The sequence below is a fragment of the Stenotrophomonas sp. 22385 genome (genome assembly GCF_052045085.1).
Lineage (GTDB): Bacteria > Pseudomonadota > Gammaproteobacteria > Xanthomonadales > Xanthomonadaceae > Stenotrophomonas.
The window spans coordinates 312,578-336,943 of record NZ_JBQEOG010000002.1 but is presented as its reverse complement, the minus strand read 5'-3'; the positions used below and the strand labels follow the sequence as shown (position 1 = coordinate 336,943).

The following is a 24,366-nucleotide window of genomic DNA, read 5'->3' as shown; positions in this document are numbered from 1 at the left end:
GCGCCAGCGCGGCTCAAGCATCCGACGCCGCGTGGCATTCGTCCCCGGCATCCCTCCCGCGTTTGGAAAACGCCGAAGAAGCGAAGCAAGCGCCGGGGTAATCCCCGGCGCGGCATCATTTGATCTTCATTCCCGGCCCGATGGTCTGTTCCAACCACCGCTCGCTTTCGGCCAGCATGGTCATCAACGACTCGCGCGCACGGTAATGGTGCGACTCGTTGGGCAGCATCACCAACCGCGCCGTGCCCCCCAACCCCTTCACCGCCGCGAACATGCGCTCGCTCTGGATCGGGAACGTACCGGAATTGTTGTCGTCCCCGCCATGGATGAAGAGGATCGGATCCTTGATCCTGTCGGCGAAATTGAACGGCGACATCTTCAGGTACACGTCCTGGGCCTGCCAGAAGTTGCGTTCCTCGGCCTGGAACCCGAACGGCGTCAGTGTGCGGTTGTAGGCACCACTACGGGCAATGCCGGCCTTGAACAACCGCGTATGGGCCAGCAGGTTGGCGGTCATGAACGCCCCATACGAATGCCCGCCGATGGCAATGTGCTCGCGGTCGGTCACCCCACGCCGCACCACCTCATCCACCGCCGCTTCGGCGTTGGCCACCAGCTGCGGCAGGTAGGTATCGTTGGGTTCCTTGTCGCCTTCGCCGATGATCGGCATCGACGGACTGACCAGCACCGCATAGCCCTTGGCCAGGAACGCCTGCGGGCCCCAGTAGCCGATGGCGTTGAAACGGTACGGCGAATCGGTCACCTGGCTGGCCGCGGCGGCGGTCTTGAACTCACCCGGGTAGGCCCACATCAGCATCGGCAGCGGGCCATCCTTCTTCGCGTTGTAGCCCGGCGGCAGCATAAGGGTAGCGGTGAGGTCCACGCCGTCGTTGCGCTTGTAGCGGATCTGTTCCTTGCTCACTCCACGCAGCTGCGGCAGCGGATGTTCGAACCGGGTCAGCGCGCGCGGCGCGGCCGTGGCATCGGCCAGCGACTGCACGAAGTAGTTGGCCGGCGTGTCGGGTGACTCACGGGTGAGCAGCACCGCGGTGCCTTCCTGGTCAAGCAGTGCCTGCGGCAGCGAATAGGTCGGCGCCTGCGAATGGAACAGACGGGTGGTGGTGCGGCTCTCAAGGTCGAAGCGGTCCACGAACGGCCGGTCGCCTTCCGGCGATGCGCCCTGCCCGAGCAGGAAGATGCTGCGCCCGTCTTCGGTGATCTGCAGGCGCGAACGCCCGTTCACGTCGCGCACCAGCGCCGGCTTGCCCGGATCGTTGTAGCGGTCCTGCGAAGAACGCTCGGACAGCAGCTGCGGGGCCCGGTCCAGCTGGTCCGGTGCGATCCGCCATTGCTTGACCACGCGCGACTTCCACCACGATTCGTTGAGCAGCGCCAGGTCGCCACGGCCCCACTGGATGCCCGCATAGCGGCTGCCCAACTGCGCCAGCGTGACCGGCGGCGCCTCGAACGGCGCGGCCTGCATCAGCACTGCGTCACGCACCTTGGAGTCGCGGGCGGGGTCGCCGCCATCCTGGGCTTCGGCCCAGACCAGCGTGGCCGGCGCATCCGCGCGCCAGCTCACCTCGCGCACGCCGGTGGGCACCGCGTCGTTGCCGGTGGGCAGACCTTCCACCAGCGGCAGGGTGGCCACGGTGTGCTGCAACCGGCCATCAGCGGCAGACAGCACTTCGATGCGCCGCGGGAAATCATCGACCGGCACCAGGTAGGAGTATGGGCGCTGCACGCGCTGGGCCAGCACGTGCTGGCCATCCGGCGACACACTCAGGTCCAGATACACCCCGGCAGTGGACAGCGGTGCGGTCACACCATTGAGCGCGACACGGGCTGGCTGCGACCGCGCGTAATGCTCGAACAGGCGCGCATCGGCCTCGTTGCTGAGCAGGTCCTGGTAGGTGCGGATCGCACGCACGCCTGCGTCGGCCTGGGTCTGCTGGATCGCCGGCCCGGTCGGAATGCCGTCGGCGGCGGGCGCCGGGCCCTGGCCCTTGAGCTGCTGGGTCACCACCAGCCCGCGGCTGTCGGGCAGCCAGTCGTAGCCGCTGCCGAACACGGTGTTGAGGTCGGCAAGCAGGCGGCGCGCACTGCCGCTGTCCACGTCGATGATCCACAACTCATTGGCACCACTGGCCGCGTTCACATGGTTGAAGGCCAGGTACTTCTGGTCCGGCGACCACGCCAGCGAGGCCACCGACAGCGGCTGCGGCAGCCCGGTGATCTGGCGCTCCCTGCCGTCGGCGATGTTCATCAGCCACAGCTTGTCGGCGAAGGTGAACGTGCTGGCCGAGAAGGTCGCCGGGTTGATCCGCACGCCGGCCAGCTTCAGCTCGGGCTGGGCCACCTCGTTGATCGACGGCAGCGGCGGGGTCTGCAGCAGGGCGGCGATATCACGGCGCGGCGACAGGCTCAGGGTGGGTGCGCGCGGAGCGTTGGCCACCGCCTGCAGCGCCGCCGATGGCAGCTGGTAACCCTGCCCGGCCGGCGCCGCAGCAGCCTGGGCCGGCTTCTGTCCCGCGGTGGGCGTTGCCGCCAGCGCCAGCGGCGCCACCGCCAGCAGAGCCATGCCCACGATCAGCCGGCTGCTCCAGCGCGCGCGGCGCGTATGGTCATTGCCTGTCATCTTCCCACCCCATGCTGTGCAAACCTTGGACCTTAACAGCGGGGCGCGGTTTACCCCCCTGCCGATGGTTGGGGGCGGGCACCGATTCATGCCTGGGCGGTGCGCCGGGATATAATGGGCACCCCCTCCACCGAGGGGCGCTGCGACCGCTGCCGGACCTGTTCCGCACGGCCAGGCTCGGTGGCAGGGCTGGTTCCAACGGCGCCCGGCGAAGACGAGCCATTCGTCCATTACCGGAGCTTTTGCATGAACGCTGTTGCCAAGACCTTCTCTACCGAAGGTGATTACAAGATCGCCGATATCTCGCTGGCCGACTGGGGCCGCAAGGAGCTGGATATCGCCGAGCACGAAATGCCGGGCCTGATGTCGATCCGCCGCAAGCACGCCGCCAGCCTGCCGCTGAAGGGCGTGCGCGTGACCGGTTCGCTGCACATGACCATCCAGACCGCGGTGCTGATTGAGACGCTGAAGGACATCGGCGCGGACGTGCGCTGGGCGTCCTGCAACATCTTCTCCACCCAGGACCACGCCGCTGCCGCGATCGCCGCGTCCGGCACCCCGGTGTTCGCCTGGAAGGGCGAAACGCTGGAAGAGTACTGGGACTGCACCCTGGATGCGCTGACCTTCACCCTGCCCGACGGCACCCTGACCGGCCCGGAACTGGTGGTCGATGATGGCGGCGATGTCACCCTGCTGATCCACAAGGGCTATGAGCTCGAGAACGGCAGCACCTGGGTCGACGAAAAGGCGTCCTCGCACGAAGAGCAGGTCATCAAGGACCTGCTCAAGCGCGTGGCCAGGGAGCGTCCGGGTTACTGGACCCGCGTGGTCAAGGACTGGAAGGGCGTGTCCGAAGAAACCACCACCGGTGTGCACCGCCTGTACCAGCTGGCCCAGGCCGGCACCCTGCTGATCCCGGCGATCAACGTCAACGATTCGGTCACCAAGTCCAAGTTCGACAACCTGTATGGCTGCCGCGAGTCGCTGGCCGATGGCCTCAAGCGCGCGATGGACGTGATGCTCGCCGGCAAGGTCGCCGTGGTCTGCGGCTACGGTGACGTGGGCAAGGGCTGCGCCGCGTCGCTGCGTGCCTATGGCGCGCGCGTGGTGGTCACCGAAATCGATCCGATCTGCGCCCTGCAGGCGGCGATGGAAGGCTTCGAGGTCAACACCATCGAATCCACCCTGGGTCGTGCGGACCTGTACGTCACCACCACCGGCAACAAGGACATCATCCGCATCGAGCACCTGAGCGCGATGAAGGACCAGGCCATCGTCTGCAACATCGGCCACTTCGACAACGAGATCCAGGTCGATGCGCTGGTCGGCTTCCCGGGCGTGCAGCACATCAACATCAAGCCGCAGGTGGACAAGTACGTGTTCCCGAACGGCAACGCGATCTTCCTGCTGGCCGAAGGCCGCCTGGTCAACCTGGGCTGCGCCACCGGCCACCCGAGCTTCGTGATGTCCAACTCGTTCGCCAACCAGACCCTGGCCCAGATCGACCTGTGGGCCAACAAGGACAGCTACGAGAAGAAGGTGTACCTGCTGCCGAAGAAGCTGGACGAGGAAGTGGCGCGCCTGCACCTGGAAAAGATCGGTGTGAAGCTGACCACCCTTACCCAGGAACAGGCCGATTACATCGGCGTGCCGGTGGAAGGTCCGTTCAAGCCGGAGCATTACCGCTACTGATGGTTGGGGGACGGGCGCCTTCGGGCGCCCGTTTTTCTTTATGCGGGCTTCACCCGCACTGCACCCGGTCCTCACCTCCGGGCCAGGATCATCAGCGCGCGGGGGAATATCTGGTGCATTCCGGAGACTTCCATGACCATCAAGTTCGTACTTCCCGCGCTGCTGGTGCTGTGCGGTGCCGCTTGCGTGTCCCCCGTCCACGCCGCCGACTATCGGTGCATGGTGTTTTCCGGTGCAGACGGCAAAACGCCGGAAGCGAGCAGCAACGCTGACGGGAAATACGCCATCAAGGCGGCCGACCTGAAAGCAGCGGAAGCAGGTGCACTGGCTGCTGCCACGCGCTACAAGAAGAACAGCGTCACGCTGACCAAGGCCCAATGCGATGCGGTCGCAGGAGCAACGAACACTGCGACGTCGGCACCGACCACGAGTACCGATCCGACGCCAACGGCTCCATCCACCCCAGCGACAGGTGCAACCAGTACCTACCGGTGTGCCGTGCACGATGCGGACGGCAATGTACTCAGGGGCGAGGCGGAGGGTTACTTCGAGGTCGCCGCCAGCAACGGTGACGTGGCTGATGGCTTGGCAAAGACCAGTGCGGAAGCAAAGTACGGGGCCGGGAAAGTCGACTCTGTCGAGTGCGCGCCCAAGGGTTGAGTTCGTATTCCTGCTGCTGGCGGCCCCATTGCCGTCAGCAGCGGAACCAATAGTCCGGGTCAAGATTTTGCGGTCGCGCCGACGCTAAGGTGGTACGACCCAACCAGCTGCCTTCCCATGACCCCGGCCATCAATCTGCTCAGGAAACGCGGCATCGCCCATGGCGTGCTGTCCTACCACCATGATGCCAACGCCGCCTCCTACGGGAGCGAAGCTGCGGAGAAGCTGGGGCTGGACGCCACGACGGTGTTCAAGACGCTGCTGGCCAGCACCGAAAGGCACGAACTGCTGGTGGCGATCGTACCGGTCGCCGGGACACTGGACCTCAAGGCGCTGGCCGACGCGGCCGGGTGCCGGAAGTGCGAGATGGCGGCGGTGGATGCGGCACAGCGTGCCACCGGATACCTGGTCGGCGGAATCAGCCCGTTGGGGCAGAAGAAAAAGCTCCGTACCTTCATCGATGCCAGCGCGCAGGCGTTACCGGCAATGCATGTCAGCGCCGGGCGGCGCGGGTTGGAGGTAGCGTTGGCCCCGGCCGACCTGATCGCGTTGACCGACGCAAGCATGGCGTGCATCGGTCGCCCGTAACGTCACGGCCGCCAATTGGCGTGGCTTTCCCAATACGTCACCGCGCGCTGGTATGCCTCGCGGTCCAGCGGCACGCCTGACCCCCCCTCTTCCACCCCGAGCGCATTGCGCATCATGGTGATCGGGGCCATCGGCACCTCTTCCGGTTCGGCGGTATAGATGCAGCCCACGATGCCCCAGTCGGCGTCGATGGGCGAGCCCTCTTTGGCCAGCTGTTCGGCGCTGTACAGGATCACCACCAGGTAATTCGCGCGCGGCGACTCCACGCCTTCAAACCAGCGCACCAGCACCGGCAGCTCTTCCCGATTGCGCGCCTCATAGGCACTGCGCAGCTGGTGGCGGTTGGCGTCGGTGATCGGCACCGTCAGGCAGCGCGTGGATGTCCAGTTTTCGTACACGAACAGCTTGCAGAATGGGGCATAGCCATCAAGCACCCTGAACGGTGCATGCGCGTTGAGATGCGCCTGGAACTGCTCGGCGCTGCAGTCCTGGATGGTGTTGCCACGTGGCACACGCGGAAACAGACGGGGACGGGCGAATTCGGTCAGGACGATGGACATGGCACACACAGCTGGAAAACAGGTGCACAGGGTAACCGCCCTCAGCCGAGGATCGCGCGCAGGGCCGGTTCAAGTGTCGGGTACCGGAACCGATAGCCTTCCCGCAGCGCGCGCGCAGGCACCACGTTCTGGCCGGTCAACAGCAGGCCCGCCATTTCGCCGAAGGCCAGCTTCAGTGCGAAGCCAGGCGTTCTCACCCACGCGGGGCGCTTCAGCACATGCGCCAGGGTGCGGGCGAATTCCGCATTGGTGACCGGCGCCGGGGCGGTGCCGTTGCAGGCACCCCGCGCTTCGGGATCGGCCAACAGCCACAGGATCAGGCCTGCCAGATCCTCACGATGGATCCAGCTCATCCACTGCGTGCCGTCGCCCATCGGCCCGCCCGCCCCCATCCGGAACGGCGGCAGCATGCGCGCCAGCGCACCCCCGTCACGATCCAGCACGATGCCGGTCCGCAGCAGGCAGGTGCGCACGCCGAGCGCCTCGGCCTTGAGCGCCTCGGCCTCCCAGCGCCGGCAGAGCGTGGCGGCGAAGTCATGCCCGGGCGAGGCCGACTCATCCAGGGGGGTGGCATCGCGTGGTCCGTAGTAGCCGATCGCCGAGCCCGATACCAGCACCTGTGGGCGGGACGGCAATCCGCGCATCCAGTCCAGCAGGGCGCGCGTGGTGTCGATCCGCGACTCGAGCATGGCCTGCTTGCGGGCCGGGCTCCAGCGGCCCTCCACCAGCGGTTCGCCCGCGAGGTTTACCACCGCGTGAACCGGGCCCACATCTCCCAGCGCGGCGACGTACTGCACGCCGGCCAGACCGCGCCGGCCCGGGCTGCGGGTCAGCACCGTCACCTGGTGCCCGGCCGCCAGCAGGCGCTGGCAAAGGCATTGGCCGATGAAACCGGTGCCGCCGGTGATCAGGATGTCCATGCGTGCTCTCCGTGGGGAACGCTACTGTACCTGCCCCGGTGTAAACGCCCTGCCCCCGCTCTTTTACATTCATCGCGATGAAGCGATATGATGTGGGCACACCCGCTGCCGCCGCCGCCCATGACCGCTCTCAGCTTCGAGTTCTACCCGCCCAAGACTGACGACCAGCGCGCCCAGCTCGACCGTACCGCGGCCAGACTCAAGGCCTACGCGCCGGAATACGTGTCCTGCACGTTCGGCGCCGGCGGTTCGACCCTGAGCTACACCTCCGAAACAGTGCGCCACCTCAAGCAGCACCATGGCTTCGACGCCGCACCGCACCTGTCATGCGTGGGCGGCAGCCGCGAAGAGATCCGCGAGCTGCTCAAGCTTTACCGGGCCATCGGCTGCAGGCGCCTGGTGGCGCTGCGCGGGGATCTGCCCTCGGGGATGGGCCACCCCGGCGACCTGCGCTATGCATCCGAACTGATCGCCTTCATCCGCGCCGAACACGGCGACGCCTTTCACATCGAGGTTGGTGCGTACCCGGAAACCCATCCGCAATCCGACGATGCGCTGCGCGACCTGAGGTACTTCAAGGCCAAGATCGACGCCGGCGCCGATGCTGCCATCACCCAGTACTTCTTCAACGCCGACGCCTATTTCCACTTCGTCGATGCGGTGCGCAGACTGGGGGTGCAGGTGCCGATCGTGCCGGGCATCATGCCGATCTCCAATTTCAGCCAGCTGCGCCGCTTTTCCGAACAATGCGGTGCCGAGATCCCGCGCTGGATCGGCAAGCGCATGCAGGCGTATGGCGATGACGCCGAGGCGGTGCGCGCCTTCGGCGCCGAAGTGGTGGCCCAGCTGTGCGAGCGGCTGGTGGCCGGTGGCGCACCGGGACTGCATTTCTACACCCTCAACCTGGCCAAACCCACCACCCAGGTATTGAAGCTGCTGGGCCGCTGAACATCGCCCACGCCACTGCTTGCAGATAACGCGCACGCCGCTACCCTGCTGCGATGAGACCGGTCGTTCCGTTACTGCTGTCGCTGTGCGTGCTGTGCTGGGCCCCGTGGGCGCAGGCGCAGGCGCAGCGTGTGAACCGTTGCACCAATGCGCAGGGGGTAACGGTGTTCACCGATCGCAGCTGCGATGCGCTGGGCGCTACGGCGCGGATGCCGCCGCGCGGTGACTCGGTGGGCAACACCGGCATCTACCGCGCCGGGTGTGCACGCCGCTTGAGCGAGTTGACCGCCCAGATCCGCGATGCGGTGAGCCTGCAGGACGTCAACCGGCTGTCGTCCATCTACCTGTGGGGCAACGTGTCCAATGCCACCGCCAACCAGATCATCGGGCGCCTGGAATCGGTGGTGCAGCGGCCTCTGCTGGACATCGCACCGGTGTACCCGGAGATAGACGCGCCGCCACCGCTGCCGATCGACCCGAACGCGAGCCTGGTCGAGGCGGTGGAAGGGGCAGCGCCGTCGGCCCGCCGGGCGCGGCCGATCGGGCTGCGGTTGGAGCAGACGTTGGGCACGTCGGCCACCCCGGCGCGGACGGTGTTTGGATTGCGCCGTCAGTATGGGTGCTTCTGGATCACGCTGTAGGCCACAACGCGCGGATGGCGGCGATGCCCTGCGCGCCATGGCGGCGCGCCTGGGTGATGTCGTCCGGGTGCAGGCCGCCCAGCGCATACAGCGGCAGCGAAACCTGCGCGCGCAGGGTCTCAAAGGCGTCCCAGCCCATCGGCGTGCTGCCGGGGTGGCTGTCGGTGGCCTGGACCGGGCCAAGCACAGCGAAATCGCAGCCCAGCCGTTGCGCGGCCTGCAGCTGCGCCAGGTCGTGGCAGGACGCGGCCACCAGCTGGTCGGCCGGCAATGGCCGCGCCTCCAGCTGCAGCAGCTGCTCGCCGCCCAGGTGCACGCCTACCCCGAGCCGCCGGGCCAGTTCGATATCGCGGTTGAGCAGCCACTGCACGCCACTGCGGTGGCGGGCCACGGCCTGCTCGGCCAACGCGATGCGGGCCGGGCTGGTCGGGGTACGCAGCTGCACGCGGCGCACGCCGGCCTCCAGCGCCCGCGCCAGACGTGCATACCAGTCCCGGTGCGCGGCGTCCTCGTCGGCGTCCGGCTCGGGGGTGATCAGGTAGCGGTCCGGGTGGCGCAGCGCGGCCACCACCGGCAGGTCGGCCGGCGGCATCGAATAGCGCGACAGTTTGTCCGGCGCCACCCAGGTGATGGCCTGGCCTTCGCGGCCGCGCGGTGAGCCCTTCCAGCTGCGGATGTGCCGCACTTCGAGGCGCAGGTGCTTGTCCGGGTAGAGCTGCGGCACGTCCATGATCCAGTCGCCCACTTCGGCCTCGATCCCCAGTTCCTCGCGCAGTTCACGCACCAGCGCCTGTTCGGAGCTCTCGCCCGCTTCGCGCTTGCCGCCGGGGAATTCCCACAGGCCGGCCATGTCGCGGTTCTCGGTACGGCGGTTGAGCAGGATGCGGCCGCGGGCGTCGGTGATGACGCCGGCCACGACGTGGATCGATCGTGTGGGGGATGGCATGGGGCCAGAATGCCCAATCGGGCTGGGCATGCGCAATGCCGGACAGACGAAGGGCCCCGTGCGGGGCCCTTCGGGTGGATCAGGAGGTGGGTTCAGTCAGAACGTCACGTTCCAGTTCAGCTGGGCCCCCAGTTCACGCTGGCCATCGCCGGCACGGCCCTGCGCGAACATCGACAGGCGGCTGTTGTCGGAGGTGTTCACCGACACGCCCAGTTCGGCAATGCCCACGTTGCGCGCCAGCGGCAGGCCGCTGATGGTGAAGCTGTCACTGCCGGCCACGAAGCGGTTGCGCGCGTCGGCACGCAGTTCGCCGGCCGCGTTCTGCCAGGCCAGGCCGGCCTCCAGGCGGGCACCGTCGGTCTGGCCGCCGCTGATGTCCCACGCCGCGCGGATGCCGGCGGTGGTGGTCCAGACCTCGTCCTTGCTGGAGGACACCGACAAGGCTGCGGTGCCGCCGGTTTCGGTGGCGGCTTCGCTCGACAGGCGGGTGTAGGCCACGGCCAGGTACGGGCTCAGGGTCAGCGCGCTGAGCTGGAAGTCCCAGCCACCTTCAGCAAAGGCCTGCACCGCATGGGCGTCATGGCGGCTGTCCAGGGTCTGTTCCCAGGACGTGCCCGCACCCAGCGCACGACGGGTGTCCAGCTCGTAGTCAGCATAGCTGGCGCCACCGTTGATCCAGGCCTGCTCGCCACGGAAGCCGGCGTACAGGCCGCCGTGCACCGCATCGACTTCGGTGATCGCGTTGCGGTCGCGGATCTGCTGGCGCAGCGATTCCGGGCCACCGGCCACGCCGACGGTCCAGCGGTCGCCGAAGGTCCAGTCGTAGCCCACCATCAGGCCCTGGCGGGTTTCCTGGGTACGCGAGGCGGTCCCGTCGCTGTGCTGGCGCTTGGAGGCGCCGCTGCCGGCCACCCACACCGAGGAGCCGTCGAGCTTGGTGTCCGGCGCCGGGCGCAGGCGCTGGGAGATGCCTTCACGCAGGAAGCGGTCATCCAGCAGCAGCGCACGGTTGCTGGCATGCAGTTCGCCGCCGAGGTCATCGAAGGCAACCAGCGCACCGGCCTCGTCCAGCATCAGCAGGCCGTTGTACAGGGCCAGTGCGTCGCCGGACTGCTGCAGCGAATCGAGCGCCGCGGCGGTGGCGCGCTGGTTGCCGGTGACGGCCACCGCGCCGAACACGATCGGCGGGGTCACGCCCGGGGTGCCCGGGAAGCCGGGATCGACAGGCGTGACAGGATCCACCGGTGTTACCGGGTCCACCGGGGTGACAGGATCGACAGGATCCACCGGCGTCACCGGGCTGTTGACCGCAACGGTCAACAGGACGTCATTGCCGGTGTAGGTCAGGGTCGGAGTGAGGAAGGCAGAGTTGGAGATGACATCGTCGAAGCCACCCTTGAGACCCTCTGCCGCGTTGAGGATCACGTAGGTCTGGCCGTTCTGGTAGCTGGCCAGCGGGTCAAGCCCGGTCACGCGCACGCCGGTGTCGCCGCTGCTGCCGTCGAGTCCCGACGTGCGGCCAACGTATGCGTTGCCGGTCACCTTGACGAAGTCGGCCTTGCCGTTGCCGAGCAGGTCCACGTCATAGAAGGCCTTCTGTGCGACGCTGGCCGGGACCAGCCCGCCGGTGTTGATGTACAGGTCGCCATCGATGGTGATCGTGCCCACGCCGCCATCGCCCGGCGACAGCACGCCACCGTTGTACACATCGGTTTCGCCCACGGTCGCGTTGCCCGCCAGCATGCCGCCCCTGCCTACCGTCACGATGGCGCTGCGCTGCACGTCGGTGCTGGTGCCGTAGTTGATGGTCTGGTTGAAGCCGGCGCTGCCATTGAGAATCAGGGTGCCACCGGCGATGTGGATCTGCTGCGTCGGCGCCGTGCTGCTGCCCACCAGGTTCTGGCCGGTGTACATGTCGCCGTTGATGCGCAGCGTGCCACCGTTGACGGCGATGGTGCCGCCGAAGTCGGTCAGGTCACCGTTCAACGTGGTGGTGCCTGCAATGTTCTTGACCATGCCACTGTCGGGGTTTTCGCTGCGCAGCGTATTGGCGAGCGCGATGTCCCCGGTATGGTTGAACACCAGACCGCCCGACGACGACTGCATGACAATGTCAGCACTGCCCAGTTCGCCAGCGGCTTCGGCCGCGGCCCAGGTTTCCACACCGTTGGGCCAGCCGGCCATCCCACCGCCGACGGTAATGAAGCCTGTGGTGCCCAGCACCACGTCACCGCCCGCCGCGATGCGCCCGCCGTTGGACACGGTCAGGTAGCCCGACGGTTCGCCGACGAGGTGGCTGCCCACGATGATGTCGCCGGCCGCCTCGATGGCCGAGCCGGCCCCGCTCACACGGACCTGCTCATCCACGCGCTCAAGCTTGAGCGTCATCGAGTTGCTGCCGCCGGAAACCAGCAGCGTATCGGTAGTGATCACCGCACCATCCAGCACGTCCACGCCGGTGCGGATGTCCATCTCACCCTGGTTGGTCCAGCGGCTGCCGGTACCGGTGAGGGTTGCGGTCCCAGTGCTGCTGTAGGAGTCCTTGATACGGGCGCTGTTGGACTGGATCTGGCCACCGTTGTCGACCAGCAGATGCGTGCTCGTCATCACGCGGTCGCCGCTCAGCACCGAGCCGGCGCCGGACACCTCGATGCGGCCGGTGCGCGCGTGCCTGCTCGGCAGGCCCTGCTCATCCTCGGCGGTGACGTTGCCTGTGACTGCAACGACGCCACCGTCTTCAACGCGCAGCTTGCCGTTGCCATTGGCGGAAACGCGCAGTACATCGGCCGCTACGGTGGAACCGACGCCCGTCACCAGCAGCGTGCCGCCCGCGTCCTGCGCCGCGCCGACACTGAGCAGCTGTGCGTTGACCTTACCGCCATTGCGTACGTTGACCGTGCCTTCTGCGTTCTTGGCAGCGCCGAGCACGAGGTTGCGACCGACACTGACAGTGCCATTGTCGATGTTGAGCGTGCCCGTGCCGGCCTCGCCAACCCGGAGCTCATTGTCGGTGACGACCAGCTCGCCGCCGGTGTTTACGTTGACCACGCCCATGCCACCCGCTTCAGTGCCGATGCTCATGCCGAAGGATGTACCCGCCAGCGGCCATGGCTGGGTCACTTCGACGCGACCGCCATTGACGATGTCGAGCAGACCCGCTCCCTCGCGACCCACCAGCAGCTGGCGTGCGCTGAGCGAGGAGCCTGCACCCTCCACCCGCCCGATGCCAAAGCCATCGGCCCCGAATCCGAACGACACGGTGCCGCCGGAAACGGTGGCTGCAGCGCCGTCGCTCAGGCGCAGCTCGCCGTTGCCTGCATCACCCACGCGCACCGATGCGCTGTTCACGGTCAGTGTCGAGGTCGGCCCGGTGAAGTACAGTTTGCCGTCGCTGCCTACCGACGTGCCCACCGACACCAGGCCGTTGGAGGTGATCCTGCCACCGTCGCGGACGTCGACCTGCACCTGGCCATTGGGCCCGACGCGGAAGCCATCCACGTACGCACGCGAATCATTGACGATGTCCGGCGCATTGAAGTCATACACCGCCGCGAAGGCGGTGGGCAACGATGCGGCCGAAAGGCCAAGCGCAACCAGCATGGCCGCGCTCAGCGGCGAACGCCGGCGACGGTTGTCGGTGGCCCGAGACGGGAAAGAGGGGGACGTGGCGAGTTCGGATGCGACCTGCATCAGGCCGGTGGTGCGGTTGTACACCAGGCGATAAATCCTGTTCATGAAACTCCATGGATGGCGACTCAGGGGAAACGCGACGCTGCCGCAGGCTGCAGAGCGCAATGCGCGTCGAGCCTGCCCCGAACGCAACGCATTCGCGACAGCGCTGAACACGTTAACGTGCTGTCGTGATTCCACCCGTGGGTCGCATCTGACTCTCGCGTGGGGATGCGCCACGCATCTGTGTCAGGTTTTTCTGAAAGATCTGCATAAGAGAAGCCGGTCACAGAACCGCACCGCCATGCGATCGCACAGCGTTCGGGATGATGCAACGCATGATCCGAAGTGGACACATTGAATCGCTACACGTGGCGGGCCGATTACGCCAAGTGGCTCAGTACGTCAAACGCTCTGAAACCCAGCATGAGAAGCCGCATTCGACACCCGGTTCGGCATTGCATCCTATCGCCCTGGTGATAGCCACCACACTTCGAGAGCAGAACGCGAAAATCAGCCCATTCTGAAAGTTCGCCGACCCGATTGCACCCCTTCGCCACCGCCGATACCTTCCCCGCACCGACGAGCGAAGACACGTCTCCGCTGATGTCGTCGTGCACTGAACAGGAGGCGAGATGTGCTGGTGAACTGGTGGAAGAATGGACTTCAGTTGAAGTTTCAGATGCGCATCTACCCAGATGGGTTACTGCTCGCCGCACTGTATGCACTGGCCTGCCTGGCCGCGCGCCAGATATCCGTTGATCAGTTCAACCTGCTGGCGGGCATTCGGATTGCCGCACTACTACTTTTCCCGACCAGACTCTGGCCTTATCTGATCCTCGGAGAATATGCCCACCTTGCGCAGGTTCGGTATCCCTTGCTTGAAAAGTACGGCACGGCGTGGGCCATCATCAGCTCGGCCCTTCTGATGCCGACTGTTGCGTTGATCGTCCGGCTTCATCGAAACCTGCTTCCCGAGGCCCCAGGTGCAAGGCTGCTCCTCCTTGCCGCAACGACCTCCATGGCCGCCGCATCAATCAACATTGGCACTGCCCAGCTGCTTTGGCCGGTAGCTTCCAGCATTCCCCTTCCAACGAGGGCGGCACATCAGATCCTCGGAAACTTCATTGGCATTCTGACCGTGGCTCCACTGGCGCTGCTGTGGCTGCAACGGCAGCGACAGCGCCTGAACCGGACTCCGCCCCTTCCGATTGCAACAACAGGACTGCTCCTGCTGATGCTGGCACTTGGCATGTCTGCGACCCAGCTTCCGACGGTATATGAGGAACTTCGACCCAGTCTTCAGCTGATGATGGCGCTTCCTGCCATCGTGCTGACGTGCCTGTACGGATGGCGCGGCGCTGTGCTCGGAGTTCCGATTCTGAACCTTGTCGTCGGCCTGACCATGCCCACCACCGGGCGACCTTGGTCTTTCGACTCTGAGACGTTCACCGTTCAGCTGATTCTGGCCGTAGCCGGATCTGCGCTGCTTGCCTTGGGCTCGACCATCAGTCACTACTACCATCGCTACAGAACGCGGGACCTGCATAGCAGACAGGTCATATCCCTGACCAAGACATCGCACCTGACGGGTGAAAATGATCTTCGCCACCGCGCGCTGGAGATCAACCGGATCGGCGATGGCATTGACGCCTACCTCAGTGAAACAGCCGACTGGCTGAAACGCCAAGGCCATGGGGAGATTGCCAGCAGCCTGATCCGGACCTCCAGCCTGTACTCGCTCAAGTTTCGCGAGCAGGCGAGCATGGTCTACCCGACAGCGCTGGAGCATGTTGGCCTGTATCTGGCCCTCCAGGCCGGCGGAATCAGCGAGGCATGGTCGAACACGGGAAGCATCGCCCAACCGCGACTTGTAGGCGATCCGTGCCAGTTGACAGTCCCGCTGCAGCTGGCCACGTACCGCACCCTCACCGAGGCGGTTTCTCTGTTGTTGCAGAATGAGTCCTCGCAGATCCGCGTCAATGCGCGTTGCGGCCGCGCGGGGGCCGCAACGGCATCGTTGTGGTCGTGGCGCTTCTTGACCCACGCCAGCGCCTTTCCGAGGCAACCCGAACTTTGGCAATCGATCGGCTTTCTGGTCGGGCGCTCGCCTATGGCGGCACGGTTCAGTGCCGCCACAATCGCATCCGTATGATCCTTGTGGACTCACCCGTCCTTCAGCGCTCCGTTCCTGGATGCTCGACTGACCACACGGCGCCCCCGCCCTTTCGATAGCGCACAAGTGTAAATGCAGGGTGCCGGTACACCTCGGAACGATCCATGGCGTCGACATCTGCCACGCGCTGTGGAGGCAGAACCACTTGATCTGACGTCTCCCCGGCAGGCAATGCCCAGAACAGGCCGTCCAACGTGCCGATGATCAGCTGGACGCGCCCCATAGCGTCATTGACCTGGAAATATGAGATTCCATCGCGCGTGAATCCATGAACCCGCCACCTTGGATCCACACTCAGGTCTGGAGCTGAAGGGTTCTCCTGGCCCAAGCCGATGCCCTTGAGCTGCGAAGTGTTGTCGTCCCCAAGACAGCAAGCGGCAGTCGCCTGCTTCGTTCCAGATCCCTCGGCCGCCGCCTTCGGTATCGGCATCGCTGTGAACAGCACCGCAGCTATCGCAGCACTACGCTGAAATTGGCCCACACCCACCTCCAGGTTTCAAAAGTTGTACCCGGAGACCACTGTAGCCAGCGCAGTGCACCGTCGCGTTGAACAGCGTCCGAAATATCGCCCGCGCCGCCGCGCCCAGAAAAAACCCCGCTTTCGCGGGGTTCTCTTTGATCAGCTCAGCTGGCCGTGGCAGTGCTTGTACTTCTTGCCACTGCCGCAGGGGCACGGGTCGTTGCGCCCGACCTTGGGTTCTTCGCGGGTGACCTGGCCCACGCCGTTGCGCTCGGCTTCCACGTCCGCGGCTTCCTCATCGGCGCCGTAGCCGCCCACGTTCTGGTGCTGGAACTGCGACTGCAGCAGGCGCGCTTCGGCCTGCTGGCGTTCGGCTGCTTCCAGCGCCGCCACTTCTTCTTCGCTGCGGATGCGCACGCGCGACAGCAGGGTCACCACTTCGCGCTTGACGTTCTCCAGCATTTCCGAGAACAGCTCGAACGCTTCCTTCTTGTATTCCTGCTTGGGCTGCTTCTGCGCGTAGCCGCGCAGGTAGATGCCCTGTCGCAGGTAATCCATGCGGGCCAGGTGCTCCTTCCAGCTCTGGTCGAGCACGGTGAGCATGACGTGCTTCTCCAGCGCGCGCATGGTCTCTTCGCCGACGCCGGTTTCCTTCTGCTCGAAGTGCTCGTCCACGCGGGCCTGCACCTTGTTGGCGATGGCTTCGGCGTCGAGCTCTTCGTGTTCCCTGACCAGGCCGGTGACGTCCATCTGCACCCCCAGATCGGAGGCCAGGGTGGCTTCCAGGCCCGGCAGGTCCCACTGTTCGTCGATCGAGTTCGGCGGCACGAAGCGGGCCACGATGTCGTAGATCACATCGCCACGGATGCCGTCGACGTTGTCCTTCACCGACTCGGCGTCCAGCAGCTCGTCGCGCTGTGCGTAGATCACCTTGCGCTGGTCGTTGTTGACGTCATCGAAATCGAGCAGGTTCTTGCGGATGTCGAAGTTGTGCGCTTCCACCTTGCGCTGCGCCTTTTCGATCTGGCGGCTGACCAGGCGGTCTTCGATGACGTCGTCTTCCTTCATGCCCATCATGCGCATCGCCTTCTGGACCCAGTCCGAGGCGAAGATGCGCATCAGGTTGTCTTCCAGCGACAGGTAGAAGCGCGACGAACCCGGGTCGCCCTGGCGGCCGGAACGGCCGCGCAGCTGGTTGTCGATGCGGCGCGATTCGTGGCGCTCGGTGCCCACGATGTGCAGGCCGCCCGCTTCCTTCACCTTGTCGTGGCGGGCCTGCCAGTCGGCCTTGACCTGGGCGCGCTGCTCTGCGGTGGCGTCGTCGCCCAGCTCGTGCAGCTGCGCTTCCAGCGAGCCGCCCAGCACGATGTCGGTACCACGGCCGGCCATGTTGGTGGCGATGGTCACCGCACCGGGCATGCCGGCGTTGGCGATGATGGTCGCTTCGCGGTCATGCTGCTTGGCATTGAGCACTTCGTGGTGCACGCCGGCCTTGCGCAGGTGCTCGGACAGCATTTCCGAGGTTTCGATCGAGGTGGTGCCCACCAGCACGGGCTGGCCGCGCTTGTTGCACTCCTGGATGTCGGCCAGCACCGCGTTGAATTTGCCGTTGCGGTTGAGGAACACCTGGTCCGGCGAGTCCTTGCGGATGGTGGGGCGGTTGGTCGGAATGACCACCACTTCCAGGCCGTAGATGCTCTGGAATTCGTAGGCTTCGGTGTCGGCCGTACCGGTCATGCCGGACAGCTTCCTGTACATGCGGAACAGGTTCTGGAAGGTGATGCTGGCCAGGGTCTGGTTCTCGCGCTGGACCGGCACGCCCTCCTTCGCTTCCACCGCCTGGTGCAGGCCGTCGGACCAGCGGCGGCCGGCCAGGGTACGGCCGGTGAATTCGTCCACGATCACCACTTCGCCGTCGCGCACGATGTAATCGACATCGCGCTGGTAGATGGCATGCGCGCGCAGGGCCGCATTGAGGTGATGGACCACGGTGAGGTTCTGCGCCGCGTACAGGCCTTCGGTTTCAGCGCTGAGGATGCCTGCTTCGACCAGCAGCTGCTCGGCGTGCTCCATGCCCGCTTCGGACAGGTGCACCTGCTTGCCCTTCTCATCGACCCAGAAATCGCCCTCGCCTTCTTCGGCTTCCTGGCGGATCAGGCTGGGCACCACGCGGTTGACGCGGATGTACAGCTCCGGGGAATCGTCGGCCGGGCCGGAGATGATCAGCGGGGTACGCGCTTCGTCGATCAGGATCGAGTCGACTTCGTCGACGATGGCGTAATGCAGGCCACGCTGGTAACGGTCGGCCCGCGACAGCGCCATGTTGTCGCGCAGGTAGTCGAAGCCGAATTCGTTGTTGGTGCCGTAGGTGATGTCGCTGGCATACGCCTCGCGCTTGTCGCTGTGCGGCATGCCCGGGTAGACCACGCCGACGCTCATGCCCAGCCAGTTGTACAGCTTGCCCATCTGCGCCGAGTCGCGGCGGGCCAGGTAGTCGTTCACGGTGACCACGTGGACGCCCTTGCCTTCCAGCGCGTTCAGGTACACCGGCAGCGTGGCCACCAGGGTCTTGCCTTCACCGGTGCGCATTTCGGCGATCTTGCCCAGGTGCAGCACCATGCCGCCGATCAGCTGGACGTCGTAGTGGCGCATGCCGAGCACGCGGCGGCTGGCTTCACGGCAGACCGCGAAGGCTTCCGGGAGCACCTTGTCCAGGGCTTCACCGTCGGCGATGCGCTGCTTGAACTCCGGGGTCTTGGCCTTGAGCTGCTCGTCGGAGAGCTTTTCGATGTCCGGCTCCAACGCATTGATCTTGGCGACGATGCGGTTGAGCTGGCGCAGCTGGCGTTCGTTACGACTGCCAAAGACGCGGGTAAGCAGGCTGTTGATCATTGAAGGAACCGGTTGGAATGAGACGCCCCAACGGCGACGCTCCCTCGGGAGCCGCCCGCCGCAAACGAAACAGGGCGCATCGCGCCCTGTCTATGGCAACACCCATTGTAGCTTGGGACGAGGGCACTTGGTTTCAAGCGCCCACGATCGGCCGGATGGCCCCTCAGCCGCGGGAAACCCGCCCGACCGGGGTGTTGCCGCCATCGCCGAGGAACTTGCGCGGGTTGACCACGTTGCCGCGCTCCCACACTTCAAAGTGGACGTGGGCACCGGTGGAACGACCGGTGGAGCCGGCCTTGGCCACTTCCTGCCCGGCGCGGACCAGGTCGCCAGCCTTCACCACCAGGCGCGAATTGTGCGCGTAGCGGGTCACGTAGCCATTGCCGTGGTCCACGTCGACCACGTTGCCATAGCCGCCCTTGACCCCGGAGAAGCTGACCACGCCATCGGCCACGGCCATGACCGGGTCGCCGACCTTGGCGTGGAAGTCGATGCCCTTGTGGTTGCCGCGACCGCGACCGAACGGGTCGTTGCGACCACCGAAGCCGGAGGTGATGTAGCTGTTGCGGATCGGCATGCGACCCGGCACCGCGTCCTGCTCCAGCTGGTGGTCGAACATCAGCGATTCCATCACCGACAACTGGCGGCCTGAAGCAGCGAAGCGCTGCTCCAGCACCTGTAAGTCGGCGTTGACCGCGCTGGCCGGGATGTCCTGGGTCGGACCAGGCTCGCCTTCACCGAGGCCGGGGGTCTCGTTGAAGTCGAACTCGCCGTCCTCCAGCTTGCCCATCTGGGTGAGCCGTTCGCCCAGCGCATTGAGCCGGGTCGCCTGCGCCTGCAGCTCGCCCATGCGGGCGGCCAGGGCGTTGACCTGGGTCTGGGCGTCCTTGCGGGCCTGCGCCAGGTCGCGTTCCTGCTGGGCGACCTTGGCGTGGAGCCGGGAATCGTTGAACATGCTGCCACCCAGACCGGCACCGAAGCCGATCAGGCAACCCAGCCCAAGTACGCTGCCCAGCAGGGCGCGGGGCCTGTCCTCGAAGTAGAAACGCAAACGCGCCAGCGGCGTCTTGGCCTGTCCTTCACGCGTTTTGATTACGATCTTTTTGAATGCCATCAGTGAGTTTTCATGTCTGAGCCGAAATCCAGTGCCCGTCCTGCCTCAACACCGAAACCGGCGCTGGATGCAGTCATGGGTGACAAAGCCGGCAATCCGCTGCGTCGTGCCCTGTGGCTCGATGCGCTGGACCGTCAGTTGCGCCCCCATTTGCCGCCCACCCTGGCCGCCCGTTGCCGGTTGGCGAATGTGAACGGCGAACACCTCGTTTTTCTCGTCGAATCTCCTGTCTGGCACGCCAAAGTGCGGCTTGCCGAGGCTCAGTTGATCGACGCGGCCCGGTCCATCGGGCTGAAGGTCACCAAGGTGACCGTCAAAACTGCGGCTGCCGCTCCTCCACGCTCCCCAGCGATCGATGACAGGAATGGCCCCCACGCAGTTTCAGCCGCCACGCACAAAGGGCTACGCGACGCGTTGGCCTGTCTGAAGGACGTGGATTCTTCCACCTCCTGAAGACATCGGGGCATCCCGCCCCTTCCCTACCGTCGTCACGATCACGTGAATCGGGTGGGGAGCCGGCGGCCATCGTAGCCGTGCCGGGCCGTCCAGTCGTTAGTCTTTTATTAAAAATAAGTTAAATTCAGCTCAGAACCGGATCGGGTTCACAAATCCGTGACGCAGTACGTACACGGTTCATTGACATCAACATCACACCACGCCCATGCCCCGAAACGCCGAACGGCGCCCGAGGCGCCGTTCCTTTTGGTTTCATTTCAATGACTTAGGCGTAAGCAGGCGCGGCGTAGACCACCGGAACCTCGCTGCTGGGCGCCTCGTAGCTCACCCACTCCCAGGCACTGGCGTCGGCCAGCAGGGCCCGCACCAGCTTGTTGTTGAGCGCATGGCCGGATTTGAAGCCCTCGTACGCCCCCAGCACCTGGCCGCCGGCCAGATACAGGTCACCGATCGCGTCGAGGATCTTGTGCCGCACGAATTCGTCGGCGTACCGCAGGCCGTCGTCATTGAGCACGCGGAATTCGTCGAGCACGATGGCATTGTCCATCGAACCGCCCAGACCGAGATTGCGCTCGCGCATGTACTCCAGGTCACGCATGAACCCGAAGGTGCGCGCGCGGGAGATTTCCTTGGTGTAGGCCGCCGTGGAGAACTCGATCTCGGCGCGCGACTGCTTGGCCGGGATCATCGGGTGGTCGAACTGGATCGTGAAACCGAGCTTGTAGCCTTCATACGGCTCGAAGCGGGCGACCTTGTCGCCGTCGGTGACTTCCACGGTCTTGAGAATACGGATGAAACGCTTGGGCGCGTCCTGTTCGGCGATGCCTGCCGACTGCAGCAGGAACACGAACGGGCCCGAGGAACCGTCCATGATCGGCAGCTCGGCCGAGGACAGCTCCACGATGATGTTGTCCACACCCAGGCCGGCCAGGGCCGACATCAGGTGTTCGACGGTCTGGATCTTGGCGTCGTTGCAGGTCAGCCCGGTGCACAGGGTCACCTCGGTGACCAGATCCGCACGTGCGGGCACCTCCACCACCGGGTCCAGGTCCACGCGCCGGAACACGATGCCATGGTTGACCGGTGCCGGACGCAGGGTCATGTAGACCTTGTCGCCGCTGTGCAGGCCAACGCCGGTGGCGCGGATCGTGTTCTTGAGGGTGCGTTGCGGAATCATGGGGGCCGGCCGGGTAGCGCGCGGTCAGCGCGACAGTGACAAACAAGAATAACACGCACTACCGCGACTCCTTTCTGAACCGGAGGCGGCAGACTGCCGGGCCTATCCTGGCCCGGCAGCAAGGGACATGGAGGCGCTCACCGGGGAGGACAAGACCCCGGCTGCTTTCCTCAGTCCGCCTGGCGGCGCAGGAACGCCGGGATGTCCAGGTAATCGTTGGGCAGTTCGGCCGCGGCCGGACCCGAAGACGACGGTGCGGACGGGGTCACGGTGTCGGCGCTGGGACGACGCAGGCCGAGGCCCATGCCGCCGACTGCCTTGGACACCGCGTCGCCGCCGTTGTCGAAGTCGCCGAACTCCGGCTGGCCGGTGGTGGCGTTGCGGACCAGCTTGATCGGCGCGCGTTCGCCCGGACGCTGCGACTTGGCGGCCACGGCACGGTTCAGGCCGGTGGCGACCACGGTCACGCGGACTTCGTCCTGCATGTCCGGGTCCAGCACGGTACCGACCACCACGGTGGCGTCTTCGGAAGCGAAGCCATCGATGGTGCGGCCGATCTCGTCGAACTCGGCCATGGTGAAGTCGGCGCCGGCGGTGATGTTGACCAGGATGCCGTTGGCGCCGGCCAGGTTCACATCGTCCAGCAGCGGGTTCTGGATGGCGGCTTCGGCGGCGGCCTGGGCGCGGTCATCGCCACGGGCGGTGCCGGTACCCATCATGGCCAGGCCCATTTCGGACATGACGGTGCGCACGTCGGCGAAGTCGACGTTGATCAGGCCCGGACGCACGATCAGGTCGGCGATGCCCTGCACGGCGCCCTGGAGGACGTCGTTGGCGGCACGGAAGGCCTGGATCATGGTGGCGTTGCGGCCCAGCACGGTGATCAGCTTCTCGTTCGGGATGGTGATCAGCGAGTCGCAGTGCTGGCTCAGTTCCTCGATGCCCTTCAGCGCAACCTGCATGCGGCGGCGGCCTTCGAACGGGAACGGCTTGGTGACCACGGCCACGGTCAGGATGCCCATCTCCTTGGCCAGCTGTGCCACCACCGGTGCAGCGCCGGTACCGGTGCCACCACCCATGCCGGCGGTGATGAACACCATGTCCGCACCCTGCAGGGCGTCCATGATGCGCTCGCGGTCTTCCAGCGCGGCCTGGCGGCCCACTTCCGGATTCGCGCCCGCGCCCAGGCCCTTGGTGACGTTGGTACCCAGCTGCAGCTGCAGCTTGGCACCGCAATTCTTGATGGCCTGCGAGTCGGTGTTGGCGGTGATGAATTCCACGCCGTCCACGCTGGTGCTGACCATGTGCGCCACGGCGTTGCCGCCGCCGCCGCCCACGCCGATCACCTTGATCACCGCATTGGGTGCCATCTTCTCAATCAGTTCGAAATGCGCCATGTCCGTGTCCTCGTTGTATCCGCTTCTGGTTGGCATGGGCGTGTTGGCGTCCTGCCGTCGCGCTGCATGTTGCCGTTGCGGCTGTGTGGGTTGTGTGTTGCTTTTCTCTTTTGTTGCACCGGCGGGGGCCGGTTTGACGCCAGCCGACCGACAGTCGGCTGCAGCGAGCTCTTTCAGAACTCGCCGCGGAACCAGGTTTTCAGTTTGTTGAACATGCTGCCTGCGCGCCCGGTGGGCAGCGACGGGCGGCGCGGGTGTTCGATCTGGCTGCCCATCAGCAGCAGGCCCACGCCAGTGGCGTGCACCGGGTTGCCGACCACCTCGCCCAGTCCGGTGACGTGCTGCGGAATGCCCACGCGTACCGGCATCTGCAGCATTTCCTCGGCCAGTTCGACCACGCCTTCCATCTTCGAGGCACCGCCGGTGAGCACCATGCCGGCGCGCACCAGTTCCTCGAAGCCGGAACGGCGCAGTTCGGCCTGCACCATCTCGAAGATTTCCTCGTAACGGCCCTGCACCGCCTGCGCCAGCGCGTGGCGCGGCATGCGGCGCGGCGGACGGTCGCCTACGCTGGGCACCTGGATGCTTTCCTCGGCGGTGGCCAGCTGGGCCAGGGCGCAGGCGTAACGCACCTTGATCTGCTCGGCTTCCGGGGTCGGCGTGCGCAGCATGTGCGCGATGTCGTTGGTGACGTGGTCGCCGGCGATCGGCAGCGAGGCGGTGTGGCAGATCGCGCCCTGCACGAACACGGCCAGGTCGGTGGTGCCGGCGCCCATGTCGACCAGCACCACGCCCAGCTCGCGCTCGTCGGCGGTCAGCACGGCCACGCTGGAGGCCAGCGAAGAGAGCACCAGATCGTCCACCTGCAGGCCGCAGCGCTGCACGCACTTGCTGATGTTGGCCGCGGCCGACTGCGCGCACACCACCAGGTGCGCGTGCACCTCCAGGCGCACCCCGGTCATGCCGACCGGGTTGCGGATGCCTTCCTGCGAATCGTCCAGCACGTATTCGCGCGGGATGGCGTGCAGGATCTTCTGGTCGGCCGGGATCGCCACGGCCTTGGCGGCATCAAGCACGCGGTCCAGGTCGCCCCAGGTCACTTCGCCGTCGCGGATCGGCACGATCCCCGGCGAGTTCTTGCACTGCACGTGATTGCCGGAAATGGAGGCATACACCGAGCGGATCTCGCAGCCCGCCATCAGCTCGGCCTCTTCGACCGCGCGCTGGATCGACTGCACGGTCGATTCGATATCCACCACCACACCGCGCTTGAGCCCGCGCGACTCATGCGAACCGATGCCGATCACTTCGATGGGGTTGCCCGGCGAATACTCGCCGACCAGCGCCACCACTTTGGAGGTGCCGATATCGAGCCCGACGATCAGCGATTTGTCACCCTTGCGATTCATGTCCTGTCCTGCGTGCTGTGCGC

At 65.8% G+C, this 24,366-nt stretch carries 18 protein-coding genes and 1 riboswitch; of the genes, 7 read left to right on the top strand and 11 right to left on the bottom strand.

Annotation, left to right across the window (positions count from 1 at the left end; genetic code table 11):
• Nucleotides 1-115: 115 nt before the first annotated feature.
• On the bottom strand, nucleotides 116-2,638 hold the full coding sequence (locus tag ACTJI4_RS05915; RefSeq protein WP_392919128.1) for a S9 family peptidase: 2,523 nt from the start codon (nucleotides 2,636-2,638) through the stop codon (nucleotides 116-118).
• 126 nt (nucleotides 2,639-2,764) lie between these two features.
• Nucleotides 2,765-2,852, top strand: a riboswitch (S-adenosyl-L-homocysteine riboswitch).
• 32 nt (nucleotides 2,853-2,884) lie between these two features.
• Between ACTJI4_RS05915 and ahcY the strand changes: the two genes are divergently transcribed.
• The 3 genes from ahcY (at nucleotide 2,885) to ybaK (ending at nucleotide 5,578) form a co-directional block, all read left to right on the top strand.
• Nucleotides 2,885-4,330 carry an adenosylhomocysteinase gene (gene ahcY, locus ACTJI4_RS05910; protein WP_392919131.1) on the top strand — a complete coding sequence of 482 codons (1,446 nt, stop codon included), beginning with the start codon at nucleotides 2,885-2,887 and terminating at the stop codon, nucleotides 4,328-4,330.
• A gap of 132 nt (nucleotides 4,331-4,462) precedes the next feature.
• Nucleotides 4,463-4,990, top strand: coding sequence for a hypothetical protein (locus ACTJI4_RS05905; RefSeq protein ID WP_440868808.1), 528 nt, complete (start codon nucleotides 4,463-4,465; stop codon nucleotides 4,988-4,990).
• Between the two features lie 117 nt (nucleotides 4,991-5,107).
• Entirely contained in the window at nucleotides 5,108-5,578 is a 471-nt protein-coding gene (gene ybaK, locus ACTJI4_RS05900; RefSeq protein ID WP_440868807.1) for a Cys-tRNA(Pro) deacylase, read from the top strand.
• Between the two features lie 2 nt (nucleotides 5,579-5,580).
• Here ybaK and ACTJI4_RS05895 read toward each other — a convergent pair whose 3' ends face one another.
• Both ACTJI4_RS05895 and ACTJI4_RS05890 read right to left on the bottom strand, forming a co-directional pair.
• The gene (locus ACTJI4_RS05895) at nucleotides 5,581-6,138 is read right to left on the bottom strand and encodes a DUF3228 family protein (protein WP_392919139.1); all 558 of its coding nucleotides are present in this window, start codon (nucleotides 6,136-6,138) and stop codon (nucleotides 5,581-5,583) included.
• 41 nt (nucleotides 6,139-6,179) lie between these two features.
• Entirely contained in the window at nucleotides 6,180-7,058 is an 879-nt protein-coding gene (locus ACTJI4_RS05890) for a TIGR01777 family oxidoreductase (RefSeq protein WP_440868806.1), read from the bottom strand.
• A gap of 120 nt (nucleotides 7,059-7,178) precedes the next feature.
• Between ACTJI4_RS05890 and metF the strand changes: the two genes are divergently transcribed.
• Together metF and ACTJI4_RS05880 are read left to right on the top strand one after the other, a co-directional pair.
• Nucleotides 7,179-8,006 carry a methylenetetrahydrofolate reductase [NAD(P)H] gene (metF, locus tag ACTJI4_RS05885; protein WP_392919145.1) on the top strand — a complete coding sequence of 276 codons (828 nt, stop codon included), beginning with the start codon at nucleotides 7,179-7,181 and terminating at the stop codon, nucleotides 8,004-8,006.
• A gap of 53 nt (nucleotides 8,007-8,059) precedes the next feature.
• Nucleotides 8,060-8,647 carry a DUF4124 domain-containing protein gene (locus tag ACTJI4_RS05880; protein WP_392919148.1) on the top strand — a complete coding sequence of 196 codons (588 nt, stop codon included), beginning with the start codon at nucleotides 8,060-8,062 and terminating at the stop codon, nucleotides 8,645-8,647.
• Here the strand turns inward: ACTJI4_RS05880 and ACTJI4_RS05875 are convergent.
• Both ACTJI4_RS05875 and ACTJI4_RS05870 read right to left on the bottom strand, forming a co-directional pair.
• Nucleotides 8,637-9,593 (bottom strand): Nudix family hydrolase, encoded by a 957-nt coding sequence (locus tag ACTJI4_RS05875; protein WP_392919151.1) that lies wholly within the window; start codon nucleotides 9,591-9,593, stop codon nucleotides 8,637-8,639. The genes ACTJI4_RS05880 and ACTJI4_RS05875 overlap by 11 nt on opposite strands.
• Nucleotides 9,594-9,689: 96 nt before the next feature.
• Nucleotides 9,690-13,328: an autotransporter domain-containing protein gene (locus tag ACTJI4_RS05870; RefSeq protein ID WP_440868805.1), complete on the bottom strand. Its 3,639-nt coding sequence runs from the start codon at nucleotides 13,326-13,328 to the stop codon at nucleotides 9,690-9,692.
• A gap of 571 nt (nucleotides 13,329-13,899) precedes the next feature.
• Between ACTJI4_RS05870 and ACTJI4_RS05865 the strand changes: the two genes are divergently transcribed.
• Nucleotides 13,900-15,417, top strand: a complete 1,518-nt coding sequence (locus tag ACTJI4_RS05865) for an MASE1 domain-containing protein (RefSeq protein ID WP_440868804.1) — start codon at nucleotides 13,900-13,902, stop codon at nucleotides 15,415-15,417.
• Nucleotides 15,418-15,439: 22 nt separating this feature from the next.
• Here ACTJI4_RS05865 and ACTJI4_RS05860 read toward each other — a convergent pair whose 3' ends face one another.
• The 3 genes from ACTJI4_RS05860 to ACTJI4_RS05850 all read right to left on the bottom strand — a co-directional run bounded on the left by ACTJI4_RS05860 (nucleotide 15,440) and on the right by ACTJI4_RS05850 (nucleotide 19,904).
• Nucleotides 15,440-15,919, bottom strand: coding sequence for a hypothetical protein (locus ACTJI4_RS05860; RefSeq protein ID WP_440868803.1), 480 nt, complete (start codon nucleotides 15,917-15,919; stop codon nucleotides 15,440-15,442).
• 138 nt (nucleotides 15,920-16,057) lie between these two features.
• Nucleotides 16,058-18,790, bottom strand: a complete 2,733-nt coding sequence (gene secA, locus ACTJI4_RS05855) for a preprotein translocase subunit SecA (RefSeq protein ID WP_440868802.1) — start codon at nucleotides 18,788-18,790, stop codon at nucleotides 16,058-16,060.
• Nucleotides 18,791-18,953: 163 nt separating this feature from the next.
• A complete protein-coding gene (locus ACTJI4_RS05850) occupies nucleotides 18,954-19,904 on the bottom strand; it encodes a peptidoglycan DD-metalloendopeptidase family protein (RefSeq protein ID WP_392919167.1) in 951 nt (316 codons plus the stop codon).
• A gap of 12 nt (nucleotides 19,905-19,916) precedes the next feature.
• Here ACTJI4_RS05850 and ACTJI4_RS05845 point away from each other — a divergent pair, with 12 nt between their 5' ends.
• Nucleotides 19,917-20,357, top strand: a complete 441-nt coding sequence (locus ACTJI4_RS05845; protein ID WP_392919170.1) for a DUF721 domain-containing protein — start codon at nucleotides 19,917-19,919, stop codon at nucleotides 20,355-20,357.
• A 268-nt stretch (nucleotides 20,358-20,625) separates the two neighbouring features.
• Here the strand turns inward: ACTJI4_RS05845 and lpxC are convergent, their stop codons facing one another.
• The 3 genes from lpxC to ftsA all read right to left on the bottom strand — a co-directional run bounded on the left by lpxC (nucleotide 20,626) and on the right by ftsA (nucleotide 24,343).
• Nucleotides 20,626-21,537: a UDP-3-O-acyl-N-acetylglucosamine deacetylase gene (gene lpxC / locus ACTJI4_RS05840; RefSeq protein WP_392919173.1), complete on the bottom strand. Its 912-nt coding sequence runs from the start codon at nucleotides 21,535-21,537 to the stop codon at nucleotides 20,626-20,628.
• Nucleotides 21,538-21,707: 170 nt separating this feature from the next.
• Nucleotides 21,708-22,934: a cell division protein FtsZ gene (ftsZ, locus tag ACTJI4_RS05835; protein ID WP_392919176.1), complete on the bottom strand. Its 1,227-nt coding sequence runs from the start codon at nucleotides 22,932-22,934 to the stop codon at nucleotides 21,708-21,710.
• Nucleotides 22,935-23,107: 173 nt separating this feature from the next.
• A complete protein-coding gene (gene ftsA / locus ACTJI4_RS05830) occupies nucleotides 23,108-24,343 on the bottom strand; it encodes a cell division protein FtsA (RefSeq protein WP_068849240.1) in 1,236 nt (411 codons plus the stop codon).
• Nucleotides 24,344-24,366 lie beyond the last annotated feature (23 nt).

Coding starts and splice junctions, on each gene's coding strand:
- ACTJI4_RS05850 (WP_392919167.1), bottom strand. CDS start 19,904: ATGGCATTCAAAAAGATCGTAATCAAAACGCGTGAAGGACAGGCCAAG.
- ACTJI4_RS05870 (WP_440868805.1), bottom strand. CDS start 13,328: ATGAACAGGATTTATCGCCTGGTGTACAACCGCACCACCGGCCTGATG.
- ACTJI4_RS05845 (WP_392919170.1), top strand. CDS start 19,917: ATGTCTGAGCCGAAATCCAGTGCCCGTCCTGCCTCAACACCGAAACCG.
- ACTJI4_RS05880 (WP_392919148.1), top strand. CDS start 8,060: ATGAGACCGGTCGTTCCGTTACTGCTGTCGCTGTGCGTGCTGTGCTGG.
- lpxC (WP_392919173.1), bottom strand. CDS start 21,537: ATGATTCCGCAACGCACCCTCAAGAACACGATCCGCGCCACCGGCGTT.
- ftsA (WP_068849240.1), bottom strand. CDS start 24,343: ATGAATCGCAAGGGTGACAAATCGCTGATCGTCGGGCTCGATATCGGC.
- metF (WP_392919145.1), top strand. CDS start 7,179: ATGACCGCTCTCAGCTTCGAGTTCTACCCGCCCAAGACTGACGACCAG.
- ybaK (WP_440868807.1), top strand. CDS start 5,108: ATGACCCCGGCCATCAATCTGCTCAGGAAACGCGGCATCGCCCATGGC.
- ACTJI4_RS05915 (WP_392919128.1), bottom strand. CDS start 2,638: ATGACAGGCAATGACCATACGCGCCGCGCGCGCTGGAGCAGCCGGCTG.
- ACTJI4_RS05890 (WP_440868806.1), bottom strand. CDS start 7,058: ATGGACATCCTGATCACCGGCGGCACCGGTTTCATCGGCCAATGCCTT.
- ACTJI4_RS05905 (WP_440868808.1), top strand. CDS start 4,463: ATGACCATCAAGTTCGTACTTCCCGCGCTGCTGGTGCTGTGCGGTGCC.
- ACTJI4_RS05875 (WP_392919151.1), bottom strand. CDS start 9,593: ATGCCATCCCCCACACGATCGATCCACGTCGTGGCCGGCGTCATCACC.
- ftsZ (WP_392919176.1), bottom strand. CDS start 22,934: ATGGCGCATTTCGAACTGATTGAGAAGATGGCACCCAATGCGGTGATC.
- secA (WP_440868802.1), bottom strand. CDS start 18,790: ATGATCAACAGCCTGCTTACCCGCGTCTTTGGCAGTCGTAACGAACGC.
- ACTJI4_RS05895 (WP_392919139.1), bottom strand. CDS start 6,138: ATGTCCATCGTCCTGACCGAATTCGCCCGTCCCCGTCTGTTTCCGCGT.
- ahcY (WP_392919131.1), top strand. CDS start 2,885: ATGAACGCTGTTGCCAAGACCTTCTCTACCGAAGGTGATTACAAGATC.